Below are 22376 nucleotides of genomic sequence, written 5' to 3'. Positions count from 1 at the left end.
GAAAGGCTGGCTGTCAAAGGCATGTATGCAAAAAAAGAAGGGAGGCCTGTTTGCGGCCTCCCTTCCCATTAATCAATGTCTAAAGAGTGGCGGCTTCTTCGACTGTTTCAAAGGCTTCAATAATGTCGCCGATCTTCACGTCGTTGAAGTTTTCAAGGCCCACGCCGCACTCGTTGCCCTTAACCACTTCCTTGGAGTCGTCCTTGAAGCGCTTGAGGGAAGAGATCTTGCCCGTGTAGACCACCACGCCGTCGCGCAGCAGACGCACACCGGCATTACGGGCGATCTTGCCGTCAGCCACGTAGGAACCGGCGATGACGCCGACCTTGGGCACGCTGAAGGTGTCGCGCACTTCGGCCTGGCCGAGGTACACTTCACGCTGCACAGGAGCGAGCATGCCAGCCATGGCGCTCTTGATATCGTCCACGAGCTTGTAAATGATCTCGTAGAAGCGGATATCCACGTTCTCGTGGTCGGCCACATCCTTGATCTTGGAAGTGGGACGCACGTTGAAGCCGATAATGATGGCCTGCGAGGCAGAAGCCAGCAGAATGTCGGATTCCGTGATTGCGCCTGTGCCGCCGTGCACCACGTTGATGCGCACCTTTTCCGTGCTCTGCTTGTTCAGAGCTTCGGTGATGGCTTCCAGGCTGCCCTGCACGTCCGCCTTGACCACAAGGTTGAGGGTCAGGGTTTCCTGATCGGACTTGCGCTGCGACAGGAAGGTTTCAAGGGTGACGCGCGATTCGGAGGCCAGATCGCGTTCACGCTGCTTGACCGCGCGGGAATCGGCGATGCGGCGGGCGACCTTTTCGTCGGACACCACAAAGAATTCTTCACCGGCTTCCGGCACGCCTTCAAAGCCCTGCACTTCCACAGGCAGCGAGGGGCCGGCGTCCTTGACCTTCTTGCCCTGGTCGCTCATGAGAGCGCGCACACGGCCCGAGAAGGTGCCGCACACAAAGCTGTCGCCCTGGCGCAGAGTGCCTTCCTGAATGAGCACGGTGGCGATGGGGCCACGGCCCTTGTCGAGCTTGGCTTCCACGATATGACCGCGAGCGGGCTTGTCGGGGTTGGCCTTGAGCTCCATGATTTCAGACTGGAGGGCCACCATTTCGAGCAGTTCGTCCAGGCCCATGCGGCTCTTGGCCGAAACCTTGGCAACGATGGTGTCGCCGCCCCATTCTTCGGCCTGCAAACCAAGCTCGGCCAGTTCACGCAACACGCGGTCAGGCTCGGCGCCGGGCTTGTCCATCTTGTTCACGGCCACCATAATGGGAACATTGGCGGCGCGGGAGTGGTTGATGGCTTCGCGGGTCTGCTCCATGACGCCGTCATCGGCGGCGACCACAAGAATAACAAGGTCGGTGACCTGAGCGCCACGGGCGCGCATTGCGGTGAAGGCTTCGTGGCCGGGCGTGTCGAGGAACACGATTTCGCCGCGCTTGGTCTTCACATGGTATGCGCCGATGTGCTGGGTGATGCCGCCGGCTTCGCCGCTGGTGACGTTGGACTTGCGTATGGCGTCGAGCAGCGAGGTTTTACCGTGGTCAACGTGACCCATGATGGTAACAACAGGGGGCCGCGGCTTGAGTGTTTCAGGCGCGTCCACTTCCTTGGGAACCAGATAATCGTCTTCAGAAAAGCCGACTTTTTCAACTTCGTAGCCGAATTCGGCTGCCACCAGGGTGGCGGTGTCGATATCCAGCGTCTGGTTGATGGTCGCCATGATGCCAAGACCAAAGAGCACCTTGATGATCTCGTTGGCCTTGAGGCCCATCTGGTGGGCCATATCGGCAACGCGGATGGCTTCGGTAATACGGATCTTGCGCTTTGCGGCCTTGAGCGGCTGGGTGGACTGCGGCACCACAGAAGAACGGCCCGACTTGCGGCGGCCCTTGCCTCTGTTCAGGCGACCGCTGTCGTCGTCATCGCTGCGGCGACCAAAATCACCCTGCTGAAAATCAACAGTGCGGCGACCCTTGAGACGCTTTTTCTTGCTCTGCCCATCGCGGGTGTCGGAAGGGGAGGCAGGCGCTGTCTGCTGTCCAAAGCCGCCTGCGGGACCGCCGGGACGGGGGCCGCCAGCAGAACGCGGCGCGCCGCCGGGGCCACCGGGGCCGCCAGGACGGGGACCGCCGGGACGGGGAGGCCTGCCAGCGCCGTCTCTGGGCGGATAACCGCCGGGGCGGCTGTCGCCAGTGCGGGCGGGGCGGGCATCCTGCGAGGGAGTCGCGCCGGGAACAGGACGGGAAATAATGCGAACCTGCGGTGTTGCCGGAGCTTCTGAACGGGGTGCGCGACGGGGCGCGGCGCCTTCCTCGCCGTCTTCACTGGCGCGGGCTTCGGCAGAACGCTGGGGCAGGGTAGGCGCAGACGAGCCTTCGGGCATGGCCGAGGCATCGGGGCGCGCCACACGAGCCTTGGCGGCCTTGTCCTGGGCTTCAGCCTTGTCGGCGTGGGGCTTTTCAGCCTGAACCTTTGCAGCAACGGCTTCCACCACAGGGGCGGCGGGCGCTGCTTCAGGTGCAGACTCCGCAGCGGCGGGAGCCGGAGCTTCCACAACCTCGGGTTCTTTCTGGTCGCTGGGGCGGCTGATGACGCGGGCGGGCGAGACAACCTTGGCAGGCTTGACGACGCGGGCCTTGTGTTCGGCAGCGGGGGCCGATTCCTGCGCGGGCTTGGAAGCCTTGGGCGCAACGGATTCAGCAGCGGGAGCCGCAGGGGCCGCTTCGGCCACGGCTTCTACCACAGGGGCAGCTTCCTTGGGCGCTTCGGTTTCAACCGGTGCGGCAACGGGGGCTTCCTGCGCTGCGGTTTCGGCTTCCTGCGGGGAGTCCTTGCGGCGGCGGCGCACGATGACGTCGCGCTGCGAACCGGCGCGCTCCGCATCAACCTGTTTCTGTTCGGCAAAGTAGTCGCGCAAGCGAGTGGCCTCCTCTGAGGTGACGGAACCAGTAGCGGATTTTACCGGCAGGCCGAGCTCACGCGCGACACGCAGTATATCCTTGGGATCTTGCGAGATATCCCCGCCGAGATCCTTAATTTTTATTTTATCATCGGACATGTTTTCCCCCCTTGCGCCGTGTTCCGGGTCTGAATTTCGCGAACTTGGCCGCGCAGACAGGATCGGAACATACATACCAGCCTCTGCCCGGTCTGGTTTTTTCTGCGTCTAAAGTCAAAATTCCCTGCTCCGCCAGTACGTGGCGGTCGAGATCGGCCTTGGGAAAGCGGCGGCGGCAGATGACGCACATGCGCTCCGGCCCGTCACAGGCCTGCTCCCCGACTTCAACGGGCGCAGCGTTATTCTTTTGCATCTCCGCTTTCCGTGGCGGCGGGCATTTTCAGCTCCACTGCCGAGGATTCGGGAGTGCTTTCCACAATCGGGGCCAGGAAGTTGATGGCCGAGCGCAGGTCGGCAATGCGCGCCGCGCTGATAGTGAGCTTGTCAGACAGTTCCTGATCCGTGGCCTCGCGCAGGTTGTCCAGCGAGCTGTAGCCCGCGGCAAGAAGCGCTTCAATGGAAACTTCCGCCACGCTGGCAACCTGTTCAAGGCCGTGCCCAATGGCATTGGCCTCGTTGTAGCGGGTTTCGGTAAATATATCGACCTTCCAGCCCAGCAGGCGCGCGGCAAGCTTGACGTTTTGCCCCTTGCGCCCGATGGCGTTGGTGAGCTGATCGTCAGGCACGATGACTTCCAGAAGATTTTCTTCTTCGTCCACCACAATGCGCGAAACCAGGGCCGGGGCCAGGGCGTTGCGGGCATAGGTGGCAATGTCTGCGCTCCAGACAACGATGTCGATGCGTTCGCCGTGCAGTTCCTGCACGATGTTCTGGATACGCGAACCGCGCACGCCAACGCATGCGCCCACGGGATCCACATCGCGCTCACGCGAAAGCACGGCAACCTTGGCGCGGGAGCCGGGATCGCGGGCAACGCCCATGATCTGCACCACGCCATCGTCAACTTCGGGCACTTCACGGCGGAACAGGGCGGCCATGTAGTCGCGGTGCGAACGCGAAACAACAACCTGCGGGCCGCGCCCTTCCTGGCGTACCTCAATGATGAGGGCCTGCACGCGGTCGCCGCGCTTGTAATGTTCGCGGGGGATCTGTTCCTCGCGGGGCAGTATGGCCTCGGTGCGGCCAAGGTTCACAACCCAGCCGCCCTTGTCGCGGCGCTGCACGATGCCGGATACAATTTCGCCCACGCGATCCTTGTATTCGGTGTAGATGATTTCCTGCTCCGCATCACGCATGCGCTGGATGATGACCTGCTTGGCAGACTGGGCGGCAATGCGGCCAAGGTCTTCAACCTTGACGCGGAAGCCCATTTCATCGTCCACCTGCACGGAAGGATCATGCTTGATCGCTTCGGAGTACTCAATCTGCGTGTCAGGATTGGCAAAGTCGTCGTCGGCCATGACGATTTTGAACTGGTAGACCTCAATGTCGCCTGTTTCGTCATTGTAGGTAACTTCCACGTCCATATCTTCGCTGAAGCGGCGCAGCACCGAAGTGCGCACCGCGTCTTCAAGCGTGTCGATGAGCATGTTGCGGTCAAGGCCTTTGTCCTTGCTGATCTGGTCAATGGCCTTTTTAAGTTCAAGATTCATGGGTGCCTCCGGCTGCTGGCGCTGCGGCGAAAATATCTCTGGTTCCTGCCCTGTTCACGGCGGCCAGTGCTTCTGGCCATGCCAAGCGAGTGTGCAGTTGCGTCAGGTTTTACTGGTTCTCTTCAGAACCACTGGATTTTGTTTTCTTTTCCTTGCGGGGCTTGGTCGCAGTCTTGGCGGCGGGCGCTTTGGCGCGGCCCTTGCCAGGCTTTTGCGGCTGCCTGAAAATATACATGCGGCTTGCCCTGCGCACGGCATCCCAGGGGATGCTGACCGGCGGCAGGTTTTCGGGTGTCACCTCGCCCTCGGGCGAGATGGTGGCTGGCGCCAGGGTGAACGCATTCTCTTCAACGGAAAGCAGGGCGCCGCGCCACAGGCGGCGGGGGCCGCCGTGGGAGGGGTTGGGCCCTTCGGGCGCATCCTCGTTGATGGCAACGGCCCTGAGCAGACGGGCTTCCACCACATCGCCAATATAATGGCGCATCTGGTCAAGGCTGAAGAAAAGTCGCGTCAGGCCGGGGGTGGAAACCTCCAGCACGTACGCCTCGGGAATGGTATCTTCCACCTCAAGGGCGAGGCCAATGTGGCGCGAGATGTGCTCGCACTGCTCAAGGGTGGCAGAAAGTGCGACCAGGGCTGGCGCATCAATGTCGTCGGTGTCGGCGGGGGCGGGCTGGGTGCCGGTTTCTTCAGAAAACGGCACGTCTACAAAGAGCCGAACCACTGTGCGCCCGGCGCGGACGATTTCCACTCCCCAGATAACCAGGCCCAGCGATGTTGCGAGGGGCTCGGCCAAACTGGTGATGGTTTCTTTGAGTACGTCGTCGGTCATTCGTTTCTTAGAGCATTCCTTTGCGCTGAAAATGCGCTTGCCTGGCGGGTTTGCCCTGTCACAAGGACAAAAAAAAGGGGGCCCATTCAGGCCACCCCGCAGGAACTGCGTTCCGCATCAGGATGTAGCAGTGGCGCGAACGCCAGCCGCTTTGAATGAGTTTCATTATCTTGGTGAAAAAAAATTGTCAAGATGTTTGTGCAATGCGGGCAAGATATACTGTGGTGAGTTGTCGTACCTTGATTGATGAAGTATGGATACCACCAAATGGTAAAAATGCCCCTTTTTTTTCTGAAAACTAATTTTTTTCAAAAAACTGCCGAAATGCAGAATGAGAAGAGAATAGTCCGGGACAGCGGCATTAGGGGGCTGCTGTACCTTTTTGTAAACGATGGCATGCAGACGGCAAGTTTTTGCCACGTATAAAAAGTTTTGCGTTTTAAAGAGAGGTGGCTCAGTGAACGGTAAATTCCTTTTGTACAGTTGCGCATCAGCGCTGCTGGCAGCGGGTATTGGCTTTGGCGTAACTCAGCTGGCGGGTCTGCCCGTTTTAGCTGTCATAGTGAGCGCTCTTGTGGCGGCTTTTGGCGCGTTTGCTGCCGGGCGTGCGCTTGCTGGCGGGGCTTTGCGTCAGGCTGGTGAAGCTGTCTGCGCCGTGGCGGCCAATCCAAGCCGAAGCCTGAGCAATACTGATCCCTCTCTTGCTCCGCTGTTTACAAGCCTTGAAGACCTGCGGCAGGCATTTAAAAACGACAGGGAATACAAAGACGGCATCCTGCGTGGCCTGCCCATGCCGTACCTGCTGGTGGACACCAACGAGCGCGCGCTCAGCACCAACAGGGCATGTCTGAACATGCTGGAAATCGACGACAGCATTGAATCCTGCCTTGGCAAAACCCTGGCCCATCTGTTTTATAACGATCCCACGCGCAAAACCGCCGTGGGCAAGAGCATGGCCACGGGCGAGTGCTTCAAGAATCTTGAAGTGACCATCGGCGGGCACAAGGGCGGCAAGGTCAACGTGCTCGCCAACGTGTTCCCCATCTACAATGCCGAAGGGGCCTGTATTGGCGGCATGTGCGTGTATGTGGACATGACCGCGCTTAACGAGGCGCAGCGGCAGATCACGGAAAAGAACCAGCGTATGGCCGAAGTGGCGCAGGCGCTGGAAGAAACCATGGATGAGCTGGCCGAGATCGTGGTGGCCCTTACCGGCAGCATCCGGCAGTCGGACAAAAATGCCGCCATTGCCGCGGGCCAGCTTAAAGAGGCCGCCTCCTCCATGGGCCACATGAACGCCAGAGTGCAGGAAGTTGCCGGCAATGCGGATAAGGCCGCCGAAGCTTCTGGCCACACCATGTCCAAGGCCACCACAGGGGCGGAAGTTGTGCAGAACGCCCTGCACGGCATTGAAAACGTGCACCGTGTTACGCTTGATCTGCGCACGGATATGGCCACGCTGGAATCACATGCCAGAGCCATTACCGAAATTATGAACGTTATTTCAGATATTGCCGACCAGACCAACCTGCTGGCCCTCAACGCAGCCATTGAAGCGGCCCGTGCCGGCGAAGCCGGGCGCGGTTTTGCCGTGGTGGCCGATGAGGTGCGCAAACTGGCAGAAAAAACCATGGCTTCCACCACGGATGTGGGCCGTGCCATTGAGGCCATTCAGCAAAGCGCCGCCAAGAGCATGTCGTCCATGGACAATGCCGTGCAGCAGGTGGAGCAGGCCACAGACTACGCCAAGCAGTCTGGCGAGGCGCTGGACGCCATCGTGGGTACGGTGGAAAACACCGTGGGGCAGGTCAAGGCTATTGCCGCTGCCAGCGAAGAGCAGTCAGCCGCCAGCGAGCAGATCACCCACACCATTGATCAGGTGAACCATATGGTGGCAGACACGTCCCAATCCATGGGCCAGGCCAGCATGGAAACCGACAAGCTTCAGGAACTGACCGACAAGCTGGAAGACCTGACCGCGCAATTGAAAGTGTAGCTCAGTTTTTTGCCTCAAGGCAGTACAAGACCCGTTGCAGCCGGATAGAGCGATAAGCGCGCAATATCTGTCTGTAACGGGTCTTTTTTTGTGGTCAAAAATATCTGGCAGCTCTTATGCTTGCTCGTTCACGCCCAGCACCATCTCAAGCACGGCGTCAGCCAGCAGGGCGGCGGCTTCTGTCACACGGGGGGCAAGGGGCGGGGCCAGCAGGATATCTGTGCTGAAGTCGCCCACGAGCACCAGATTGCCAAGGTAGCGTTTGCCCATGGCTTTGCCGCCCCAGCCACCCATGCCCGATGCGCTGGCTATGCGGTAGCCGCCGAGCAGGGCAGTTTCCACCAGCAGCGTTTTGTCGTCCGGCCCGTCAAAGGCCTCCACCCAGATTGGGCAGGTGGGCAGCACCTCAGCCATGTTGCTCTGGTCAAGGCGCATACGCCGGGCTTCCACGCCCATTTCGGGATTCAGTTCCAGCAGCAGCTCTGCCAGGGCTTCGACCTTGGGGCGGCCCACATGCCGGGGCCAGTATTGCTGGCGGTTGAGATTGGAGGCGTCCACCACGTCATCATCCACCAGCACCAGATTGCCCACGCCGCTGCGGGCCAGCATCAGGGCCGCGTTGGAGCCAAGCCCCCCCGCCCCGGCAATGCCCACGCGGGCGGCGCGCAGGGCCTCCAGTTGGTCGGGGCTGAGGTAGCGGGCAAGGCCGTTGTGAAGTGCATTGTGCATGGCGTAGATCCGTGAGTTGGTATTTGGCCTGGAGTTGTCAGCTTGTATCACACGGCGGCCCGGTGTGCACCAGACCGCCGCTCCATCACTGCAAACAGTGCTGTTACACTGCCACCGGGTCTTCCCAGTCTTTAAGCACAGCCTGATAGCCTATGCCAGCCAGGGAGGCCGCCATTTCTTCAAGGCTGCGGCGGTCGGTGATCTCAAACTGGCCGGGATTGTGCAAGTCCTCGGTTGCGCGGCCGCCCACGGCGGTGGAAACACCGGCGGAAACTCTGGTTACGCCGATAGGCACCAGATGGTCGCGCATAAAGGCGCTTTCGCGGCTGGAGCAGGTGATGCCCGCACGCGGCAGGAAGCAGCGCATGGCAGTAACATATTGTACAAGATGGCGGTCGTCCACGGCGTGCTGCACGTCAAAGTTGCCCTCATGCGGGCAGATGCGCGGGATGGAAACGCTCACATCCACGCCGGGATAGCGCCTTTGCAGCCACCATGCGTGCAGGCCTGTGGCAAAGGCATCCTGCTCAAAAGATTCCAGCCCCAGCAAGGCGCCCACGCCGATGGAGCGGATGCCGCCCTCTGCCGCGCGCTGCGGCGCATTGAGCCTGAAGCCGTAATCATGCTTGGGGCCAACGGGGTGCAGCCATGCGTAAAGTTCCGGATTATACGTCTCCTGAAACATGGTCATGCTGTCCACGCCTGCGTTCACCAGCAGGTTATATTCCTCGGTGGTGAGCGAATAGACCTCCACGCCCACCGAGGCAAAGCGGGGTTTGATGCGCCGGGCCGCATCCGCGATATACTGCGGCGAGGATAAATGCCGCGCATCGCCCGTCAGCAGCAGGATGTGCTGAAAGCCCTTGTCGGCGATAACGTCCGCCTCCGCAGCGGCCTCATCAATGCTCAAATGGCGGCGTGGTTGCTTGTTTTTGGCATTGAATCCGCAGTAGCGGCACTGGTTGGTGCAGACATCGGAGATGTAGAGTGGAGTGAAGATGTTCACGGCCTTGCCAAAGAAACGCAGGGTCAGCTCGCGTGCGCGGCGGGCCATGGCCTCAAGGTGCGGAGCAGCCGCAGGCGAAAGCAGGGTAAGGAGATCGGCTGGCTGCAAAATTTCCTTTTGCAGCACGGCCAGCACATCCGCTTCTGTGGCGCGTGCGGCTCCCTCTGCCCGGCGGGCTGAAGGCCACGCCTGCAAATATTCCTGAAAAGTTTCCATGTGTGATCCTTATAAGCGGTCGGCTGCCAGCGGTTTGGCTGGCGGTCAACATGGTGTGTATTGCAAGCGTTAGCGGAGAAATCCCGTCAGCGGTGAAGACGCTTCCGCGCCCTGGCCCTGCGCCTTGACGGCACCGGGGCCAGCCAGCCATGCATCGCGCCCGGCCCGAACTGCCGCGCCGAATGCGCGGGCCATGCTGACTGGATCGCTGGACGAGGCAATGGCTGTGTTTACCAAACAGGCAGCCGCGCCCATTTCCATGGCCTCGCAAGCCTGAGAGGGGCGGCCAATGCCCGCGTCCACCACAATGGGCAGGTCGATTTCTTCAATCAGGATGCCCACCATTTCCTTGGTGCGCAGGCCCCGGTTGGTGCCGATGGGCGCACCCAGAGGCATGACGGCTGCCGCGCCGGCATTGGCGCAGGCCCGCGCCACGTAGAGGTCTGGATTGATGTAGGGCAGAACGGTAAAGCCATCTTTAGCGAGAATTTCCGTGGCCTTGGCGGTTTCGTAGCCGTCGGGCAGCAGATGGCGGGTGTCGGAAATGACCTCGATTTTTATCCAGTCGCCGCAACCAGCAGCGCGGGCCAGCCGGGCCAGACGCACGGCTTCCTCTGCGGTTCGCGCGCCCGAGGTGTTGGGCAACAGCCGCATATGGGCGGGGATATGCCCCATGATACCCTGGCTGGAAGCCTGATGTTCGCCCTGTTTGTCCACACGGCGCATGGCCACGGTGATGACTTGCGCGCCGCTGGCTTCGGCCACTGAAGGAATGAGGCTGTCGGCTCCATATTTGCCGGTACCGATGAAAAGACGGCTTGTAAGGGTGACGCCGCCGATGATGAAGGGATCGTTCATTGTGCTCTCCGTCTGGAATGTGCTGGTAAAAGGATGGTGTGCCGGGCCGGAAACAGGTCTGGCCTTTTATCCGCCGCCCACAAAGTGCACGATCTCCAGACTGTCGCCCCCGCAGAGCAGGGTTTGGGCAAAACGTTCGCGGGGCAGGATTTCTCCGTTGCGTTCAACGACAACCCGTGCCGCATCATGCCCGCGTGCTGCCAGAAGTCCGGCAACGCTGCATGGTTCGGCAATGGCTTCGGTTTCCCCGTTGACTGTGACATCCATACGCGCCTCCAGAGGAAAACAGCCGATGGGCTGCCTTCCGAGGTTGAGGTTGTAATGGTTCTGCGGGGCAGTTGATGCCGGACGGCATAAAACAGAAATGCCCGCAAAAACCATTACGGCTGCGGGCGAGCACAATCCTGCAAATACATGCAGGTTGGCCAGCTTCCCTTCGTCGGCACTATCCGCGTCAGGTGCAGAACCGCGTTGTTTTGCGCGATTCTAGGGGTCAGGGCGCTATCACCCTTTCTCAGCCTTTGAGGCTCCCCCAGCCGGTTTTTCAAGTTTAGGCCCAGGCGCGGAGGAATGCAAGCAAAACGGCCAACGACAGGCAGCAACCCGGCGTTGCTACATTTCGATTGCCACATTGGGAGGGTTTAGCGCGGGGCATGCAAGCCCGCCAACAAAGTGCTTGCATGGATTCACGAAAAGAGTGAAAATTTTCACATCGCTGCGGGGCCTTTGTGAATGCAGGCAATCTGTCTTCGGTAACCGAGCAAAATACTGTATAAACAGTGTGCGCCAGAAGCCTTTTCCATTAAACTGCGCAAGATATATGGTGATTGGCGTTTGGCCGAAAGTGCGGCACTGGCCTTGCGTAAACAATTTGTATGGACAGCGCAATTTAATGGGGGTACGCGAAAAGCAGGAAAGTTTATGATTAGCAATGTTGACCAGTTAACTGGGGGTTCTGGTTTGTCGCGGTTTTGATGCCCGACGCATTGGCAAGGAGGAAGCAGACTGTGCATTGTTCCGCGGGATTCAGTAGCGTGTTTCTGGGGTAGCGGCTGTGTGCTTTGGAATGATTTGCTGGCTGCGACCAGAAGAACAAAACAGGGAGAGACACGATGGAAAGCTTGGAGCACATTAATGCCATCACGCTAGTGTTTGCGGCATTGTGCATATTTGCCATTGCCTACCGGGTGTATGGCATTTTTCTGGCAAACAAGGTTCTGAAACTGGATGCGGGCCGCATTACGCCAGCGGTTCGTTTTGCTGATGGTCACGACTACGTCAAAACCAACGAATTTGTTCTCTACGGCCACCATTTTGCCGCCATCGCGGCTGCAGGGCCGCTGGTTGGCCCTGTGCTCGCCGCGCAGTTCGGCTATTTGCCCGGCGCGCTGTGGATTCTGATTGGCTGCGTACTTGGCGGCGCGGTGCACGATATGGTGGTGCTGTTCGCCTCCGTCCGGCACAAGGGCCAGAGCCTTTCGGCCATCGCCCAGCGCGAGGTCGGCCCCGTTACAGGCACCGTGGCGGGCATCGCCGTGCTGTGTATTCTTATTCTGACCCTGGCCGGTCTTTCGCTGGCCTGCATCAGCGCCATGCACAACGCGCCCTGGTCGCTGTTTATCGTTGTCATCACCATGCCTATCGCCATGCTCATGGGCCTGATCATGCGCTTCAAGCAGAACAGCGTTCTGCTTGCCAGCCTTGTGGGTCTGGTGCTGCTGGTTGTGGGTATTCTGAGCGGCCATGACCTCATGCAGAAGGACGTGCTGGGCTGGGCATTTGACTGGAACCGCGACACCGTGGCTCTGGCCATCGCCGGTTACGGCTTCCTCGCTTCCGTTCTGCCCGTGTGGTTCCTGCTGGTGCCGCGCGACTATCTTTCCACCTATCTCAAGATAGGCACCATCCTTATGCTGGCCGTGGGCATCATCTTTGTGCAGCCCATCCTGCTCATGCCCACCGTTACCCCCTTTATTAACGGCGGTGGCCCCGTGATCGGCGGGCCTGCATTGCCCTTTATCTTTATCACCATCGCTTGCGGCGCCATGTCCGGCTTCCACGCCATCATCGGCACCGGCACAACGCCCAAAATGATCGGCAACGAGCGCGACATCCTCTTTGTAGGCTACGGCGCCATGCTGACCGAAGGCTTTGTCGCCATCATGGCCTTGATCGCCGCCTGCACCCTGATGCCCGGCGACTACTTTGCCATCAACGCTACCCCCGACAAGTTCAGCTCGCTGGTTGCGGCGCACCCCGCGCTGAACACTGTCGATCTGGGCTTCTTTGAAGAAAAGATCGGCCTGAACCTGCATGCCCGCCCCGGCGGCGCAGTTTCTCTGGCCGTGGGCATGGCCCACATTTTCCACAAGATCCCCTACATGGATCACCTGATGGCCTACTGGTACAACTTTGCCGTCATGTTTGAAGCGGTCTTCATCCTGACCGCCATTGACGCCGGTACCCGCGTGGGCCGCTTCTTCCTGCAGGAAATGCTGGGCAAGGTGTACGCGCCCTTTGGCGACAAGAACTGGATGCCCGGCGTCTACATCACCAGCTTCATCTTCACGTCCATGTGGGGCTATCTGATGTACACCGGCAACATCAGCAACATCTGGCCCCTGTTCGGTCTGAGCAACCAGCTGCTTGCTGGCTGCGCCCTGATCGTGTGCACCTCCATGCTGCTGCGCATGAACCGCGGCAAGCTCAGCCTTGTTACGGCCATCCCCGGTATCTTCCTGACCGCCGTGACCTTCTGGGCTGGCTATTTGCAGGTCACCACGACCTACATCCCCGGCGGCAAGTATCTGCTTGCCTTCCTGGCCTGCCTGGTCATGGTGCTGATGGTCTTTGTGCTTGTGGGCACCATCCGCCGCTGGATTGAACTCATGAACACCACTGGCACGGTTAACGACGCTTACGGCGAACCCGTGCGCGCCCTGGCCGAAGAATAGCTGAAAGCCGCTGCTGGCGGCTGGCATAACAAAGCTCCCCCGGAATCTCGCGGTTCCGGGGGAGCTTTCTATTTATGGCAAAGGTCAACTATGGCTTGCGGGATGCGCCAAGAAGAACGTTACTTCAGCTTGCCCTCAAGGGCATCGGCAGCAATCTGGCTTGCGGTTTTTTCGTAAACATCCTCGCCGTCAAAGAGCTCGCACGGGGCTGTGTTGCCCGCTTCGGCCAGGCGGCGCAGAGCTGGGGCGTCCATGAGGTCGGGCGGCAGTTGGCTGAGCGCCCATGCGGCCATGCCCTGGCACACAGGATCAACGTCTTCCAGCCCTTTCAGCAGCCAGGGGCGGGCGGTCAGGCACAATTGCGGGCGAGTCTGGGCAAGACGCCCGATGGCCCAGTAGCAGGAGCGGCGCAGGGTGTCGTTGTCGCAATAGTTGTCGTCGCGGCCAAGATCAATGATGTAGCTGATAAGAATGCGGTGAAAATCCTTGGCCAGAGATTCGCTGGCGGCGAGGATTTCTGCAAAGGCCTCGGGGATGCCCCAGCCGATGTTGCCGGATTCTTCGTTGAGATGCCACATGAGGCGGCGGACAATATTCTTGGCCGATTCCGGCTGTTCCTGCATCAGGCGCGCTGTTACCTGCCCCAGCGCAACAGCGGCTCGGTGCATGGTTTGGGGGCCGAGCAGAAGAAAGGAAAAGAGCGGCCCAATATTTTCAAGGCCGCCTTGGGCGATTTCGTCCAGGTGTTCACGCCACTGCGGGCTGACAAGGCACTCTTTAAGCTTTTGTTTTGTAGATCGCATGCGGGCCATGAGCAGTTCCTCCGCGGTCTGTTTTCAGGCTTGCATTCATAGTGAGCGCTTTTGAGCGATCTGGCAAGGCAGGAATCGGTTATGTGTTTCGCCGTGCGGCGGGATTGCGCCCTTCGGGCGCGGAAGTTTCGCCATCCGGTGAAGTTTGGGACGCCTGCCCGGCGCGGGGCAAAGGGGACCGGCTATGGGGCTGCGCCCCGCCATTCTGATGCCAAACCCCGCTCTGCGGTTTTTGGGCCGCTTTCGGCGGCGTTGCCGCCGAGCGGTAAGGCACGGCTATCAGTCGCTGACGGCGCGGCAAAGCCGCGACCTGCTCCTGATTTCCGGTCGTATTGGCTAAGCCAATACTCCGTATGGTGCTGCGCCCCCTCCTCGGCCCCCTCTGCTACCCCCCTTGGGGTTTCAATTACCGTGGGCTTGCGAGGGCACGCGTCTGCTGCTGCGGGAGCTTCCTTCCCTCGCTGCGCTCGCTCAGGTGATCTCCCTCCGCGACGCGTAAATGCCAGAGGCCGCTTTCGCTTCGTTCAATATTCGTTTCATCCAAATACCACGGATAGCTTGGCCGGTTCACCCGCCCCTCAAGCATGCGAGGTAAGTCCTCTTCAATTTCCTACAATGTACAAAATAAAATCACCCAGAATGGTACGCTAAAATCCAGTACCATGCCATGTACGATGGAAACAAAGAGCCAGTCCTTGCCGCAATACCGGGTAATACCAGGCAGCGTTGTATCCATGGTAGATGCGCCGCCGCAACAGATCGGCGCCAGCGGCCCAAGATATCGCGCAAGCAGTGGCGTGAGCAGCAGGGTGACGAGCTCGCGGGCAATGTTGCTGATGAGCGCAATGGTGCCCAGCTCCGGCCCCTTGTACTGCGAAATGAAGATGGACGACAGCGAATAATAGGCAAAGCCCGCGCCCACAGCCATGCACTCGCTCACGCTGTACGCAAGAAACAGGCTCATGAGCGCCGTGCCCGCAAATGTGCCCACCGTGGTTGCCAGCGGCAGCAGCAGTACGCGAGGGCGCAGAGTGCGCAAAATTTCGCCAAGCCTGCGGTCTGAACCGATGGAAATGCCCACCAGCAGCATGAGCAGCCACAGGGCGTATATCGTGAAGTCGTGTTCCACCAGATAGGTGGGTATCAGCCCCATGCGCGCAAGCAGTACGCCGGAACAGAAAAAAAACAGGATGATGAGGCTACCCTTCATGACTGCGCGCCTCTGCATCAGTTGCCTTTTGCTGGGGTGAAATCCCCGCAGGCGTGGGCGTTTTGGTGAAAAATCGGCGAATCAGCGCCGCGCAGGCTAAGGAACCCAGAATGCCCGCTACCGTGAGGGCCAGAGCTGCGCCGCCAAGCCGGGGCAGGGACTGTATGAGCAGCTCGTTGCTGCCCACAGATATGCCCAGCGCAAAAAGCAGCAGCATGATGGCGGGTGTGACGCAGCGTGTCAGCGAGGTAATCCAGGGCTGGCCGCGCAGCAGAAAGCCAAGGGCCATGCCAAGAAAGGTGAGTCCAAGCGCAATAAACATGGAAAGAAAATCTCCTCTCGGTCGCCCATGAGCGACAATGAAGGGCCGTCCGAAGTGCGCGGCGACCCTCACGCGTCCTGTTGGCGGGGCTTACCGCAAAATGTGGCGCAGGGCTTCGCGCAGCAGGGCCAGCATGGATGCATAGCGCTGGTCAAACTGGAGCAGGTTGTCCACGTCCCAGAGAACCCATACCAGCTTGCCCCTGTGGCGTATCTGCTGCGGAGGTCGCAGCCCGCCGGGGAGCGCAACGGCATTGGCTGCCGCCGAACCCATGACCACCACGCCTCTGGCGCGAAGTTGGGCAGCGCCAGACCAGAACACGTCCGCATTGGCCGCAAAGCCATTGTCCGATATGGGCGGTACGGTTGGCGGCAATGCTTCGGGATCAGGCGGCAGGCACGAGGGCCAAAAGGTGTGCGTCCCAGCGGGATGCCCCAGATCGTTCAGCAGGCGTTGCAAAAACTGGCGGCGTTCCATCCGGCCCGGGGTTTGCGGATCGCAGAGGTCGGGGCCAAGATTCCAGTATGTCCAGAGCACAGGGCCGGGGCGGGTCTGCTTCAGCCGTGCCTGCCAGGGGCCGGGCCACACGTGGGGAGGCAGGGGCAGCCAAGCGGCGGCCTTGCTCTGCCCTGCGGCAGGAGCGGCTTCGGCTTGGGGGGCTGTTCTGCTGGCGGCATTGGCGGTATCCGGCCCTGCGGGCATGTGGGGCCGCCGTTGGGGGGGCACTTCACGGTTTGGCGCGGGGCTTGCCGGTCGAGGACTTTGCTGCTGACCACTTTGTTGCCATGGCTGGCGCTCCCGCGCGTGCTGGCCTGTGCGCGCCTGATCAGTGTGTGCTTGCCCCGCGTGCGTCTGGCCGTGGGCGTTGGCGGACGCAGCACGAGACGCCTCCTGTTGCGGGGCGGCAAAGGCATCGTAGCCTTCGGGCATGAGCAGGGTGGTAAGCCCCCGGCGCTGCCAGAGCGCGCTGACGGGGTTTACGAGCGCAAAAGCCATGAACACAGTTCCCAGGCCACATCAGCCTTGCTTTGGTTGGGCCAGATTTCTTCATGCCCGGTTGCGTCTACAACAGCCATGGAATTGGTGACAGCGCCAAAGCCGCTGTCTGTGGCGTTGACGCGGTTGGCGGCCAGCACATCAGCCTTTTTGCCTTGGAGCTTGGCATGGGCCAGCGGCAGCAGGGCCTGCATGTCGGCGGCGGTTTCCGCGGCAAAGCCCAGCACCTTTTGGCCTGGCTTGCGGCCCTCGGAAAGGGTGCGCAGAATATCAGGGTTGGGCGTAAAGGCCACGGTGAGGCCGTCCGGAGCGTCCGCTTTCTTGAATTTGCGGGGCCCAAAGGGCTGGGGCGAAAAATCCGCCACAGCAGCGGTGAACATGCCCATGTCCATGCCGGGCCAGATATCGGCGGCGGCCTGAAACATGTCGCGGGCGCTCACAACGTCGTGCCGGACGATTTCACGCGGCAAACGTGCGCGCACGCCGGGGCCGCAGATGGCAGTAACCTCTGCGCCTCGCAGCCATGCCGCCACTGCCAGCGCCGCGCCCATAAGGCCGCTGGAAGGATTTGACCAGAAGCGCACGCCGTCCCATGCCTCGCGGGTGGGGCCAAGAGTGACCATAACGCGCTTGCCCGCCATGTCCTGAGGCGAAAGCGCGCGCAGGGCAGCCAGAAAAATATCGTGCAAGGGGGCAAGACGTCCCTCGCCCTGTTCGCCGCAGGCTGTGCCGCCGCAGGCAGGGATTACAATGCGCACCCCGCGTTGCCGCAAAATGTCAATATTGGCCTGCGTGGCAGGATTGGCCCACATGCGCGGGTTCATGGCTGGGGCGATCACCATTGGCCCGTCAAAGGCCAGTGCCTGCGCCGCCAGCATGTCGCCCGCCGCGCCGTGCGCCAGACGGAACAGGGCGTCAGCCGATGCCGGAGCCACCACCAGCGCCTGCGCGTGTTGCCCCGGTTCAAGGTGCGAAAAAACATCCTGTCCCTGCGAAAACATGTCTTCGTACACCGGGGCAGCGCCCAGCGACTCAAAGAGCAGGGGGGCCACAAATCGGCGCGCGCCCGGAGTGAGCGTGGCGGAAACATGCATGCCCATGCCTGTCCATGCGCGCAAAAGATCGGCGGCCTTGTAGCAGGCCACGGAGCCGCACACGCCAAGGTGCAGACGTTTGCGTTCGTAACGGGTGCTCTGGTCAAAGGGAGTGTTCAGACCACTTTTGCTTTCGCTCATAGGTTTCGCTCCTGTAGACCGCCCTTGTTGCCGCCCCAGCTTTCTGTGAAGCCGGGCTTGGGGGAGGAATTCATGCCGCCGCCACCGCCAGAGCTTTCGCTGTAACCGGACGAGCTGCCGCTGCCGCTGTTGCCCCCGCCGTAGCCGCTGGCGCCAGTATTTTCCTGCATGGGCAGGGTTGCGCCATCGGGCATGCGGTCGGCAACCCATATGGCGAGTACGGTGCCCATGGTTTCCCGTTCAATAGTCAGCGTAGCCATTGTTGAGCCGCGTTCGTAAACGTATACGCTGCGTATGCCCTTGCGCTGGGCCATGCGCAAATGCCAGCCCTGACCCTGCAAACCGGTGAACATGATCTGGGCTACAAACCCCATGTCGGCATCACCGCGAAATATTTCAAGCCCTTGCGCGCCGCCAGCCCCAGCGGTCTGGTATCCGTGGGTGGGGAAACGCTGCATTCCGGCAGGTGTGGGAACCCCCAAAAGTTGGCTTGTGCCAGTATCAACACCGCCCGTAAGGGGGTCATTGGTAAAGGGATTGCTGATTTCCATCGTCGAGCAGCCCGCCATCAGAGCGGCAAGCAGGGTGACTGCAAGGATGACAAGCGGGCGTCGCATGGCTATAATCTCCTCCTCCCGGCGTGAAATGCTCCGGAAGCAACCCAAGTACACTAGCCCCTCAGCCCCATGCTGACAAGCCCGCGGCGCGAGAGGTTCATTAACGAGGCCCACGTATCATGCCCACTGCGGAAGCGGATTTTTTTCTCGAAAGTTATAATTTTGCATTGCCTGAAGCGCAGATAGCCCAGTTCCCGCCTGAAGAGCGCGGGAACTCGCGTCTGCTGGTCATGCCGCGCCAGGGCGCGCTTGAGCTTGAGCACCACCAGTTCAGCGATCTGCCGGATTGCCTGCCCGAGGGGGCGTTGCTGGTAGCCAACAATTCCCGCGTACTGCAGGCGCGCCTGCTGGGAACACGCTCCACCGGCGGCAAGGTGGAGTTTCTGCTGCTCACGCCCCTGCCGCTGGTGCTTGAAAGGGCGCGGCCCGACAAGCTTGGCGGCTCAAGTGCCGAGGTTGAGGGGCTCATACGCTCCGGCGGCAGTATTCGTGACGGTGAAAAGCTTGAATTTGGCGCGGGCATCAGCGTGACCGTGCTGGAATCGGGCGAATTCGGGCATCGGCGTGTGCGTCTGGCCTGGGACGGCGACCTCTCCAAGGCCTTTGCCGCCACCGGGCATATTCCTTTGCCGCCCTACATCAAGCGGACAGATGCGGAAGAAGATCTGAGCCGCTACCAGACCATCTATTCCCGCGAGGACAAGACGGGTTCTGTGGCCGCGCCCACGGCGGGGCTGCATTTTACCCCCGAGATGCGAGAAACCCTGAAGGCCAGAGGCTTTCAGTGGGCGGACGTAACCCTGTATGTGGGGTACGGCACCTTCAGCCCTGTGCGCAGCGCCGACATCCGAGGCCACCGCATGCACAGGGAATATGTGGAAATACCCGAGGCAACGGCTCTTGCCATTGCCGAGGCCAAGCGTGAAGGGCGGCCTGTGATTGCCGTTGGCACCACCAGCCTGCGCTCTATGGAGGGCGTGGCCGAATTGTGCGGCAGGGTGCAGCCCTTTACCGGATGGACGGACATCTTTTTGTACCCCGGCAGGCCCTTCCGCGTGGTTGACGGCCTGCTGACAAACTTTCATCTGCCTGAGTCCTCCCTGATTATGCTGGTTTCTGCCCTGGCCGGGCGCGAGCGTGTGCTTGCCGCTTATGCCGAGGCCGTGAGCAGGGGGTATCGGTTCTTCTCATATGGCGATGCCATGCTTATTCGCTGATTGTTTCATGAAGCGGGTGTGGAATCCCAAGGAGCTGAAATGTCAAGAGTTGTATTCATGGAAGAGCGCTGCAAGGGCTGCCGCCTGTGTGTGGAAGTCTGCCCGGTGCACATCCTCCGGCCTTCGGGCCGTTTTAACCGCCACGGTTATGAAGTGATGGAAATGGAAGGCCAATGCACGGGCTGTGCCTCGTGCGCGGTCATGTGTCCCGATGTGGCCATACGCGTGTTCAAAAGCGCGAAAACCAAGGGGGGCAAGGCATGAGCGCTGCAACCGAACGTGTGCTCATCAAGGGCAACGAAGCCGTGGCCTTTGGCGCCATAGATGCGGGCTGCCGCTGCTATTTCGGCTACCCCATCACCCCGCAGAATGAAGTGCCGGAATCCCTCTCCAGCCTCTTGCCCGAAGTCGGCGGCCAGTTTGTGCAGGCCGAAAGCGAAGTCGGCGCCATCAACATGGTGCTGGGTGCGGCAGCCAGCGGCATTCCTGCGCTTACGTCATCCTCCAGTTGCGGCATTTCGCTCATGCAGGAAGGCATTTCCTACATGGCGGGCAGCCAGATTCCCGGCGTGATCGTCAACATGCAGCGCGGCGGCCCCGGCCTAGGCGATATCGGCCCCTCGCAGGGCGATTATTTTCAGGCCGTCAAGGGCGGCGGGCACGGCGACCACCGCAATCTGGTGCTGGCCCCCTCCACCGCTCAGGAATGCTATGATTTCATGTTCAGGGCCTTTGCCCTGGCATTCAAATACGCCAACCCGGTCATGGTGCTGGGCGACGCCATCGTGGGCCAGATCAAGGAACCCGTGCGCCGCGTGCCGCCCAAGGACGCCGTGCCCGCCGAGGAACTGGCCGCCCTTGCCGCGCCCTGGCGCATGGAAGGTTATGGCCGCCGTGGCCCCGGCGCGCAGCCGCGCCTGCTCAAGTCGGTCTATCTGGCCGAAGGGGCATTGGCCGAGCGCAACCGCATGCTCATGCGCAAGTACGAATCCATGAAGGCCGATTGCGCCTTTGAATGCGTTGATACTGACGATGCGGAACTGATCGTGGTGGCCTTTGGCTCCATTGCCCGCATTGCGCGCAGCGCCATCCGCCAGTTGCGCGCCCAGGGGCATAAAATCGGCCTGTTCCGGCCCATTACCCTGTTCCCCTTCCCGGATGAAGCCCTGCGCGCGCTTGCGCCCGGCCGGCGTTTTCTGGTTATGGAGCAGAACACGGGGCAGATGGTGGAAGATGTCCGTCTGGCCCTCTTTGGCCAGCCGGGTGTTGCGCCCGCATCCGTGCTGTGGCACGGCGTCATGCCGGGGCTGTTCATTGGTGCCGATGCCCTGCGCGAACCCATGCTTCAGGCCCTCAAGGAGAACTAATCATGCAAGCTCAGGAACTGGACGCATTGCGTCCCGCCGAGGGCGAAAGCCTGGTTTTTGATACCAATCCCGTGCTCAACGAGCGCCCCACCCACTATTGCCCCGGATGCCACCACGGTATTGCCCACAGGCTGGTGAGCGAGGTGCTGCACGAACTGGGCGTGGCCGAACGCACCATTCTGGTGGCATCGGTGGGCTGCGCCACCTTTACCTACGATTACTTTAACGTGGACGGCCTTGAGGCCCCGCATGGCCGCGCCTGCGCCGTGGCCACAGGCGTGCGCCGCGCGCGCCCGGACGCCGTGGTGTTCACCTATCAGGGCGACGGCGACATGGCAGCCATCGGCATGGCCGAATCCATGCACGCCGCCAACCGTGGCGAAAAGATCACCGGCATCTTCATCAACAACACGGTGTACGGCATGACCGGCGGGCAGATGGCCCCCACCACCCTGGTGGGACAAAAGACCACCACATCGCGGCAGGGACGCTCCATCAGCAACGAGGGCGGCCCCATCCGTATGGCCGAAATCATGGCCCAGCTGGACGGCGTGGCCTATTCCGCCCGCTGCTCGCTGGATTCGGTCAAGCATGTGCGCGAATCCAAAAAGGCCATGCGCAAAGCCTTTGAAGTGCAGTTGCAGGGCCTTGGCTTTGGCTTCATCGAGCTGCTTTCCGGCTGCCCCACCAACTGGCATCTGGATCCCATTGCTGCCAACAAGCGGATTGCCGAGGCCATGATGCCCGTATTCCCCCTTGGGGTGTACAAGGATGTGACGGCCAGCGTGGAGGCGGATCATGTCTAACGCATATCAGGATGTGATTATTGCCGGTTTTGGCGGTCAGGGCGTCATGCTCATCGGCAACCTGCTGGCGCAGGCTGGCATGGAGCACGGGCTTGAGGTGAGCTTTATCCCCGTTTACGGGGCAGAAATGCGCGGCGGCACGGCCAACTGCACGGTGGTGCTTGATGAGCACCCCATCGGTTCGCCTCTGGTGCGTGAACCCATGTCCACCATCATTCTCAACGAGCCTTCGCTTTCCAAGTTCCAGCCCCGGCTGAGCGCGGACGGCGTGCAGATCGTCAATGCCTCGCTGGTGGCGGAGAACCTGCTCGATGCCGCAAAGCGCACGGTGTACATTCCCGTGAACGACATGGCCCACGAACTGGGCAATGTGAAAATGGCCAATATGGTGGCCCTGGGCGCATGGCTCAAGGCAACGGGGGCGCTGCCCCTCAATGTGGTGCAGGAAGCGCTGAATCGCGTGGTCAGCGCGCACTACGCCAAACTGATCTCCGCCAACGCCAAGGCGCTGGAGCAGGGTTACAACTTCGCATAGCATGCGGCCCGCCCGTGCGGGACGCTTTTGCAGAATAAAGACAACATC

The 22376-nt window shown here is 60.9% G+C and carries 21 protein-coding genes; 7 read left to right on the top strand and 14 right to left on the bottom strand.

Translation table 11 applies throughout. From position 1 onward, the window contains the following. Positions 1-79: 79 nt before the first annotated feature. The 4 genes from infB to NE637_RS06195 form a co-directional block, all read right to left on the bottom strand. Entirely contained in the window at positions 80-3067 is a 2988-nt protein-coding gene (gene infB / locus NE637_RS06210) for a translation initiation factor IF-2 (RefSeq protein WP_227118442.1), read from the bottom strand. Continuing rightward, complete coding sequence (locus NE637_RS06205) at positions 3057-3257, bottom strand: DUF448 domain-containing protein (RefSeq protein ID WP_306666365.1); 201 nt, start codon at positions 3255-3257, stop codon at positions 3057-3059. The genes infB and NE637_RS06205 overlap by 11 nt, the downstream gene beginning before the upstream one ends. A 49-nt stretch (positions 3258-3306) precedes the next feature. Then, entirely contained in the window at positions 3307-4620 is a 1314-nt protein-coding gene (gene nusA, locus NE637_RS06200; RefSeq protein WP_192113519.1) for a transcription termination factor NusA, read from the bottom strand. A 109-nt stretch (positions 4621-4729) separates the two neighbouring features. Next, on the bottom strand, positions 4730-5452 hold the full coding sequence (locus NE637_RS06195) for an LSm family protein (RefSeq protein ID WP_227118443.1): 723 nt from the start codon (positions 5450-5452) through the stop codon (positions 4730-4732). Positions 5453-5909: 457 nt separating this feature from the next. Between NE637_RS06195 and NE637_RS06190 the strand changes: the two genes are divergently transcribed. Continuing rightward, positions 5910-7448, top strand: coding sequence for a methyl-accepting chemotaxis protein (locus tag NE637_RS06190; RefSeq protein WP_227118444.1), 1539 nt, complete (start codon positions 5910-5912; stop codon positions 7446-7448). Positions 7449-7562: 114 nt separating this feature from the next. Here NE637_RS06190 and thiF read toward each other — a convergent pair whose 3' ends face one another. The 4 genes from thiF to thiS all read right to left on the bottom strand — a co-directional run bounded on the left by thiF (position 7563) and on the right by thiS (position 10524). Next, positions 7563-8177: a sulfur carrier protein ThiS adenylyltransferase ThiF gene (thiF, locus tag NE637_RS06185; protein WP_215646866.1), complete on the bottom strand. Its 615-nt coding sequence runs from the start codon at positions 8175-8177 to the stop codon at positions 7563-7565. 103 nt (positions 8178-8280) lie between these two features. Further along, entirely contained in the window at positions 8281-9399 is a 1119-nt protein-coding gene (thiH, locus tag NE637_RS06180) for a 2-iminoacetate synthase ThiH (RefSeq protein ID WP_227118445.1), read from the bottom strand. Positions 9400-9468: 69 nt separating this feature from the next. After that, positions 9469-10257 (bottom strand): thiazole synthase, encoded by a 789-nt coding sequence (locus NE637_RS06175; RefSeq protein ID WP_215646864.1) that lies wholly within the window; start codon positions 10255-10257, stop codon positions 9469-9471. Between the two features lie 66 nt (positions 10258-10323). Further along, positions 10324-10524 carry a sulfur carrier protein ThiS gene (gene thiS, locus NE637_RS06170; protein WP_192113525.1) on the bottom strand — a complete coding sequence of 67 codons (201 nt, stop codon included), beginning with the start codon at positions 10522-10524 and terminating at the stop codon, positions 10324-10326. Between the two features lie 845 nt (positions 10525-11369). Here thiS and NE637_RS06165 point away from each other — a divergent pair. Then, complete coding sequence (locus NE637_RS06165) at positions 11370-13211, top strand: carbon starvation CstA family protein (RefSeq protein WP_192113526.1); 1842 nt, start codon at positions 11370-11372, stop codon at positions 13209-13211. A gap of 119 nt (positions 13212-13330) precedes the next feature. On the opposite strand, the gene NE637_RS06160 is transcribed toward NE637_RS06165, so the two are convergent. The 6 genes from NE637_RS06160 to NE637_RS06135 all read right to left on the bottom strand — a co-directional run bounded on the left by NE637_RS06160 (position 13331) and on the right by NE637_RS06135 (position 18403). After that, positions 13331-14014: a DVU0298 family protein gene (locus tag NE637_RS06160; RefSeq protein ID WP_227118446.1), complete on the bottom strand. Its 684-nt coding sequence runs from the start codon at positions 14012-14014 to the stop codon at positions 13331-13333. 619 nt (positions 14015-14633) lie between these two features. Next, positions 14634-15233 carry a LysO family transporter gene (locus NE637_RS06155; protein ID WP_192113528.1) on the bottom strand — a complete coding sequence of 200 codons (600 nt, stop codon included), beginning with the start codon at positions 15231-15233 and terminating at the stop codon, positions 14634-14636. Continuing rightward, complete coding sequence (locus tag NE637_RS06150) at positions 15223-15555, bottom strand: LysO family transporter (protein ID WP_192113529.1); 333 nt, start codon at positions 15553-15555, stop codon at positions 15223-15225. The genes NE637_RS06155 and NE637_RS06150 overlap by 11 nt, the downstream gene beginning before the upstream one ends. A gap of 90 nt (positions 15556-15645) precedes the next feature. Continuing rightward, the gene (locus tag NE637_RS06145; protein WP_227118447.1) at positions 15646-16551 is read right to left on the bottom strand and encodes a hypothetical protein; all 906 of its coding nucleotides are present in this window, start codon (positions 16549-16551) and stop codon (positions 15646-15648) included. Continuing rightward, positions 16533-17786 (bottom strand): bifunctional phosphopantothenoylcysteine decarboxylase/phosphopantothenate--cysteine ligase CoaBC, encoded by a 1254-nt coding sequence (coaBC, locus tag NE637_RS06140; RefSeq protein ID WP_227118448.1) that lies wholly within the window; start codon positions 17784-17786, stop codon positions 16533-16535. Before coaBC ends, NE637_RS06145 begins: the two co-directional genes overlap by 19 nt. Next, positions 17783-18403: a hypothetical protein gene (locus tag NE637_RS06135; protein ID WP_192113532.1), complete on the bottom strand. Its 621-nt coding sequence runs from the start codon at positions 18401-18403 to the stop codon at positions 17783-17785. The genes coaBC and NE637_RS06135 overlap by 4 nt, the downstream gene beginning before the upstream one ends. A 119-nt stretch (positions 18404-18522) precedes the next feature. Here NE637_RS06135 and queA point away from each other — a divergent pair, with 119 nt between their 5' ends. The 5 genes from queA to NE637_RS06110 are packed head-to-tail and all read left to right on the top strand — an operon-like array spanning position 18523 to position 22328. Next, complete coding sequence (gene queA, locus NE637_RS06130; RefSeq protein ID WP_227118449.1) at positions 18523-19620, top strand: tRNA preQ1(34) S-adenosylmethionine ribosyltransferase-isomerase QueA; 1098 nt, start codon at positions 18523-18525, stop codon at positions 19618-19620. A 39-nt stretch (positions 19621-19659) separates the two neighbouring features. Next, the gene (locus NE637_RS06125; protein WP_192113534.1) at positions 19660-19884 is read left to right on the top strand and encodes a ferredoxin family protein; all 225 of its coding nucleotides are present in this window, start codon (positions 19660-19662) and stop codon (positions 19882-19884) included. After that, a complete protein-coding gene (vorB, locus tag NE637_RS06120) occupies positions 19881-20987 on the top strand; it encodes a 3-methyl-2-oxobutanoate dehydrogenase subunit VorB (RefSeq protein WP_192113535.1) in 1107 nt (368 codons plus the stop codon). Before NE637_RS06125 ends, vorB begins: the two co-directional genes overlap by 4 nt. A gap of 2 nt (positions 20988-20989) precedes the next feature. Next, complete coding sequence (locus NE637_RS06115) at positions 20990-21793, top strand: thiamine pyrophosphate-dependent enzyme (RefSeq protein ID WP_022659889.1); 804 nt, start codon at positions 20990-20992, stop codon at positions 21791-21793. Beyond that, entirely contained in the window at positions 21786-22328 is a 543-nt protein-coding gene (locus NE637_RS06110; RefSeq protein ID WP_227118450.1) for a 2-oxoacid:ferredoxin oxidoreductase subunit gamma family protein, read from the top strand. The genes NE637_RS06115 and NE637_RS06110 overlap by 8 nt, the downstream gene beginning before the upstream one ends. Positions 22329-22376 lie beyond the last annotated feature (48 nt).

It is taken from the genome of Desulfovibrio desulfuricans (assembly GCF_024460775.1).
GTDB lineage: Bacteria > Desulfobacterota > Desulfovibrionia > Desulfovibrionales > Desulfovibrionaceae > Desulfovibrio > Desulfovibrio desulfuricans_E.
This window is presented reverse-complemented; position numbering and strand designations above follow the sequence as displayed.

Bases quoted from the DNA above. Each gene is read 5' to 3' on its own strand.
- thiS (WP_192113525.1), bottom strand. From the start codon at position 10,524: ATGGATGTCACAGTCAACGGGGAAACCGAAGCCATTGCCGAACCATGC.
- NE637_RS06125 (WP_192113534.1), top strand. From the start codon at position 19,660: ATGTCAAGAGTTGTATTCATGGAAGAGCGCTGCAAGGGCTGCCGCCTG.
- NE637_RS06205 (WP_306666365.1), bottom strand. From the start codon at position 3,257: ATGTGCGTCATCTGCCGCCGCCGCTTTCCCAAGGCCGATCTCGACCGC.
- NE637_RS06115 (WP_022659889.1), top strand. From the start codon at position 20,990: ATGCAAGCTCAGGAACTGGACGCATTGCGTCCCGCCGAGGGCGAAAGC.
- nusA (WP_192113519.1), bottom strand. From the start codon at position 4,620: ATGAATCTTGAACTTAAAAAGGCCATTGACCAGATCAGCAAGGACAAA.
- thiH (WP_227118445.1), bottom strand. From the start codon at position 9,399: ATGGAAACTTTTCAGGAATATTTGCAGGCGTGGCCTTCAGCCCGCCGG.
- queA (WP_227118449.1), top strand. From the start codon at position 18,523: ATGCCCACTGCGGAAGCGGATTTTTTTCTCGAAAGTTATAATTTTGCA.
- NE637_RS06175 (WP_215646864.1), bottom strand. From the start codon at position 10,257: ATGAACGATCCCTTCATCATCGGCGGCGTCACCCTTACAAGCCGTCTT.
- vorB (WP_192113535.1), top strand. From the start codon at position 19,881: ATGAGCGCTGCAACCGAACGTGTGCTCATCAAGGGCAACGAAGCCGTG.
- NE637_RS06150 (WP_192113529.1), bottom strand. From the start codon at position 15,555: ATGTTTATTGCGCTTGGACTCACCTTTCTTGGCATGGCCCTTGGCTTT.
- infB (WP_227118442.1), bottom strand. From the start codon at position 3,067: ATGTCCGATGATAAAATAAAAATTAAGGATCTCGGCGGGGATATCTCG.
- NE637_RS06165 (WP_192113526.1), top strand. From the start codon at position 11,370: ATGGAAAGCTTGGAGCACATTAATGCCATCACGCTAGTGTTTGCGGCA.
- NE637_RS06135 (WP_192113532.1), bottom strand. From the start codon at position 18,403: ATGCGACGCCCGCTTGTCATCCTTGCAGTCACCCTGCTTGCCGCTCTG.
- NE637_RS06110 (WP_227118450.1), top strand. From the start codon at position 21,786: ATGTCTAACGCATATCAGGATGTGATTATTGCCGGTTTTGGCGGTCAG.
- thiF (WP_215646866.1), bottom strand. From the start codon at position 8,177: ATGCACAATGCACTTCACAACGGCCTTGCCCGCTACCTCAGCCCCGAC.
- NE637_RS06145 (WP_227118447.1), bottom strand. From the start codon at position 16,551: ATGGCTTTTGCGCTCGTAAACCCCGTCAGCGCGCTCTGGCAGCGCCGG.
- NE637_RS06160 (WP_227118446.1), bottom strand. From the start codon at position 14,014: ATGCGATCTACAAAACAAAAGCTTAAAGAGTGCCTTGTCAGCCCGCAG.
- NE637_RS06155 (WP_192113528.1), bottom strand. From the start codon at position 15,233: ATGAAGGGTAGCCTCATCATCCTGTTTTTTTTCTGTTCCGGCGTACTG.
- coaBC (WP_227118448.1), bottom strand. From the start codon at position 17,786: ATGAGCGAAAGCAAAAGTGGTCTGAACACTCCCTTTGACCAGAGCACC.
- NE637_RS06195 (WP_227118443.1), bottom strand. From the start codon at position 5,452: ATGACCGACGACGTACTCAAAGAAACCATCACCAGTTTGGCCGAGCCC.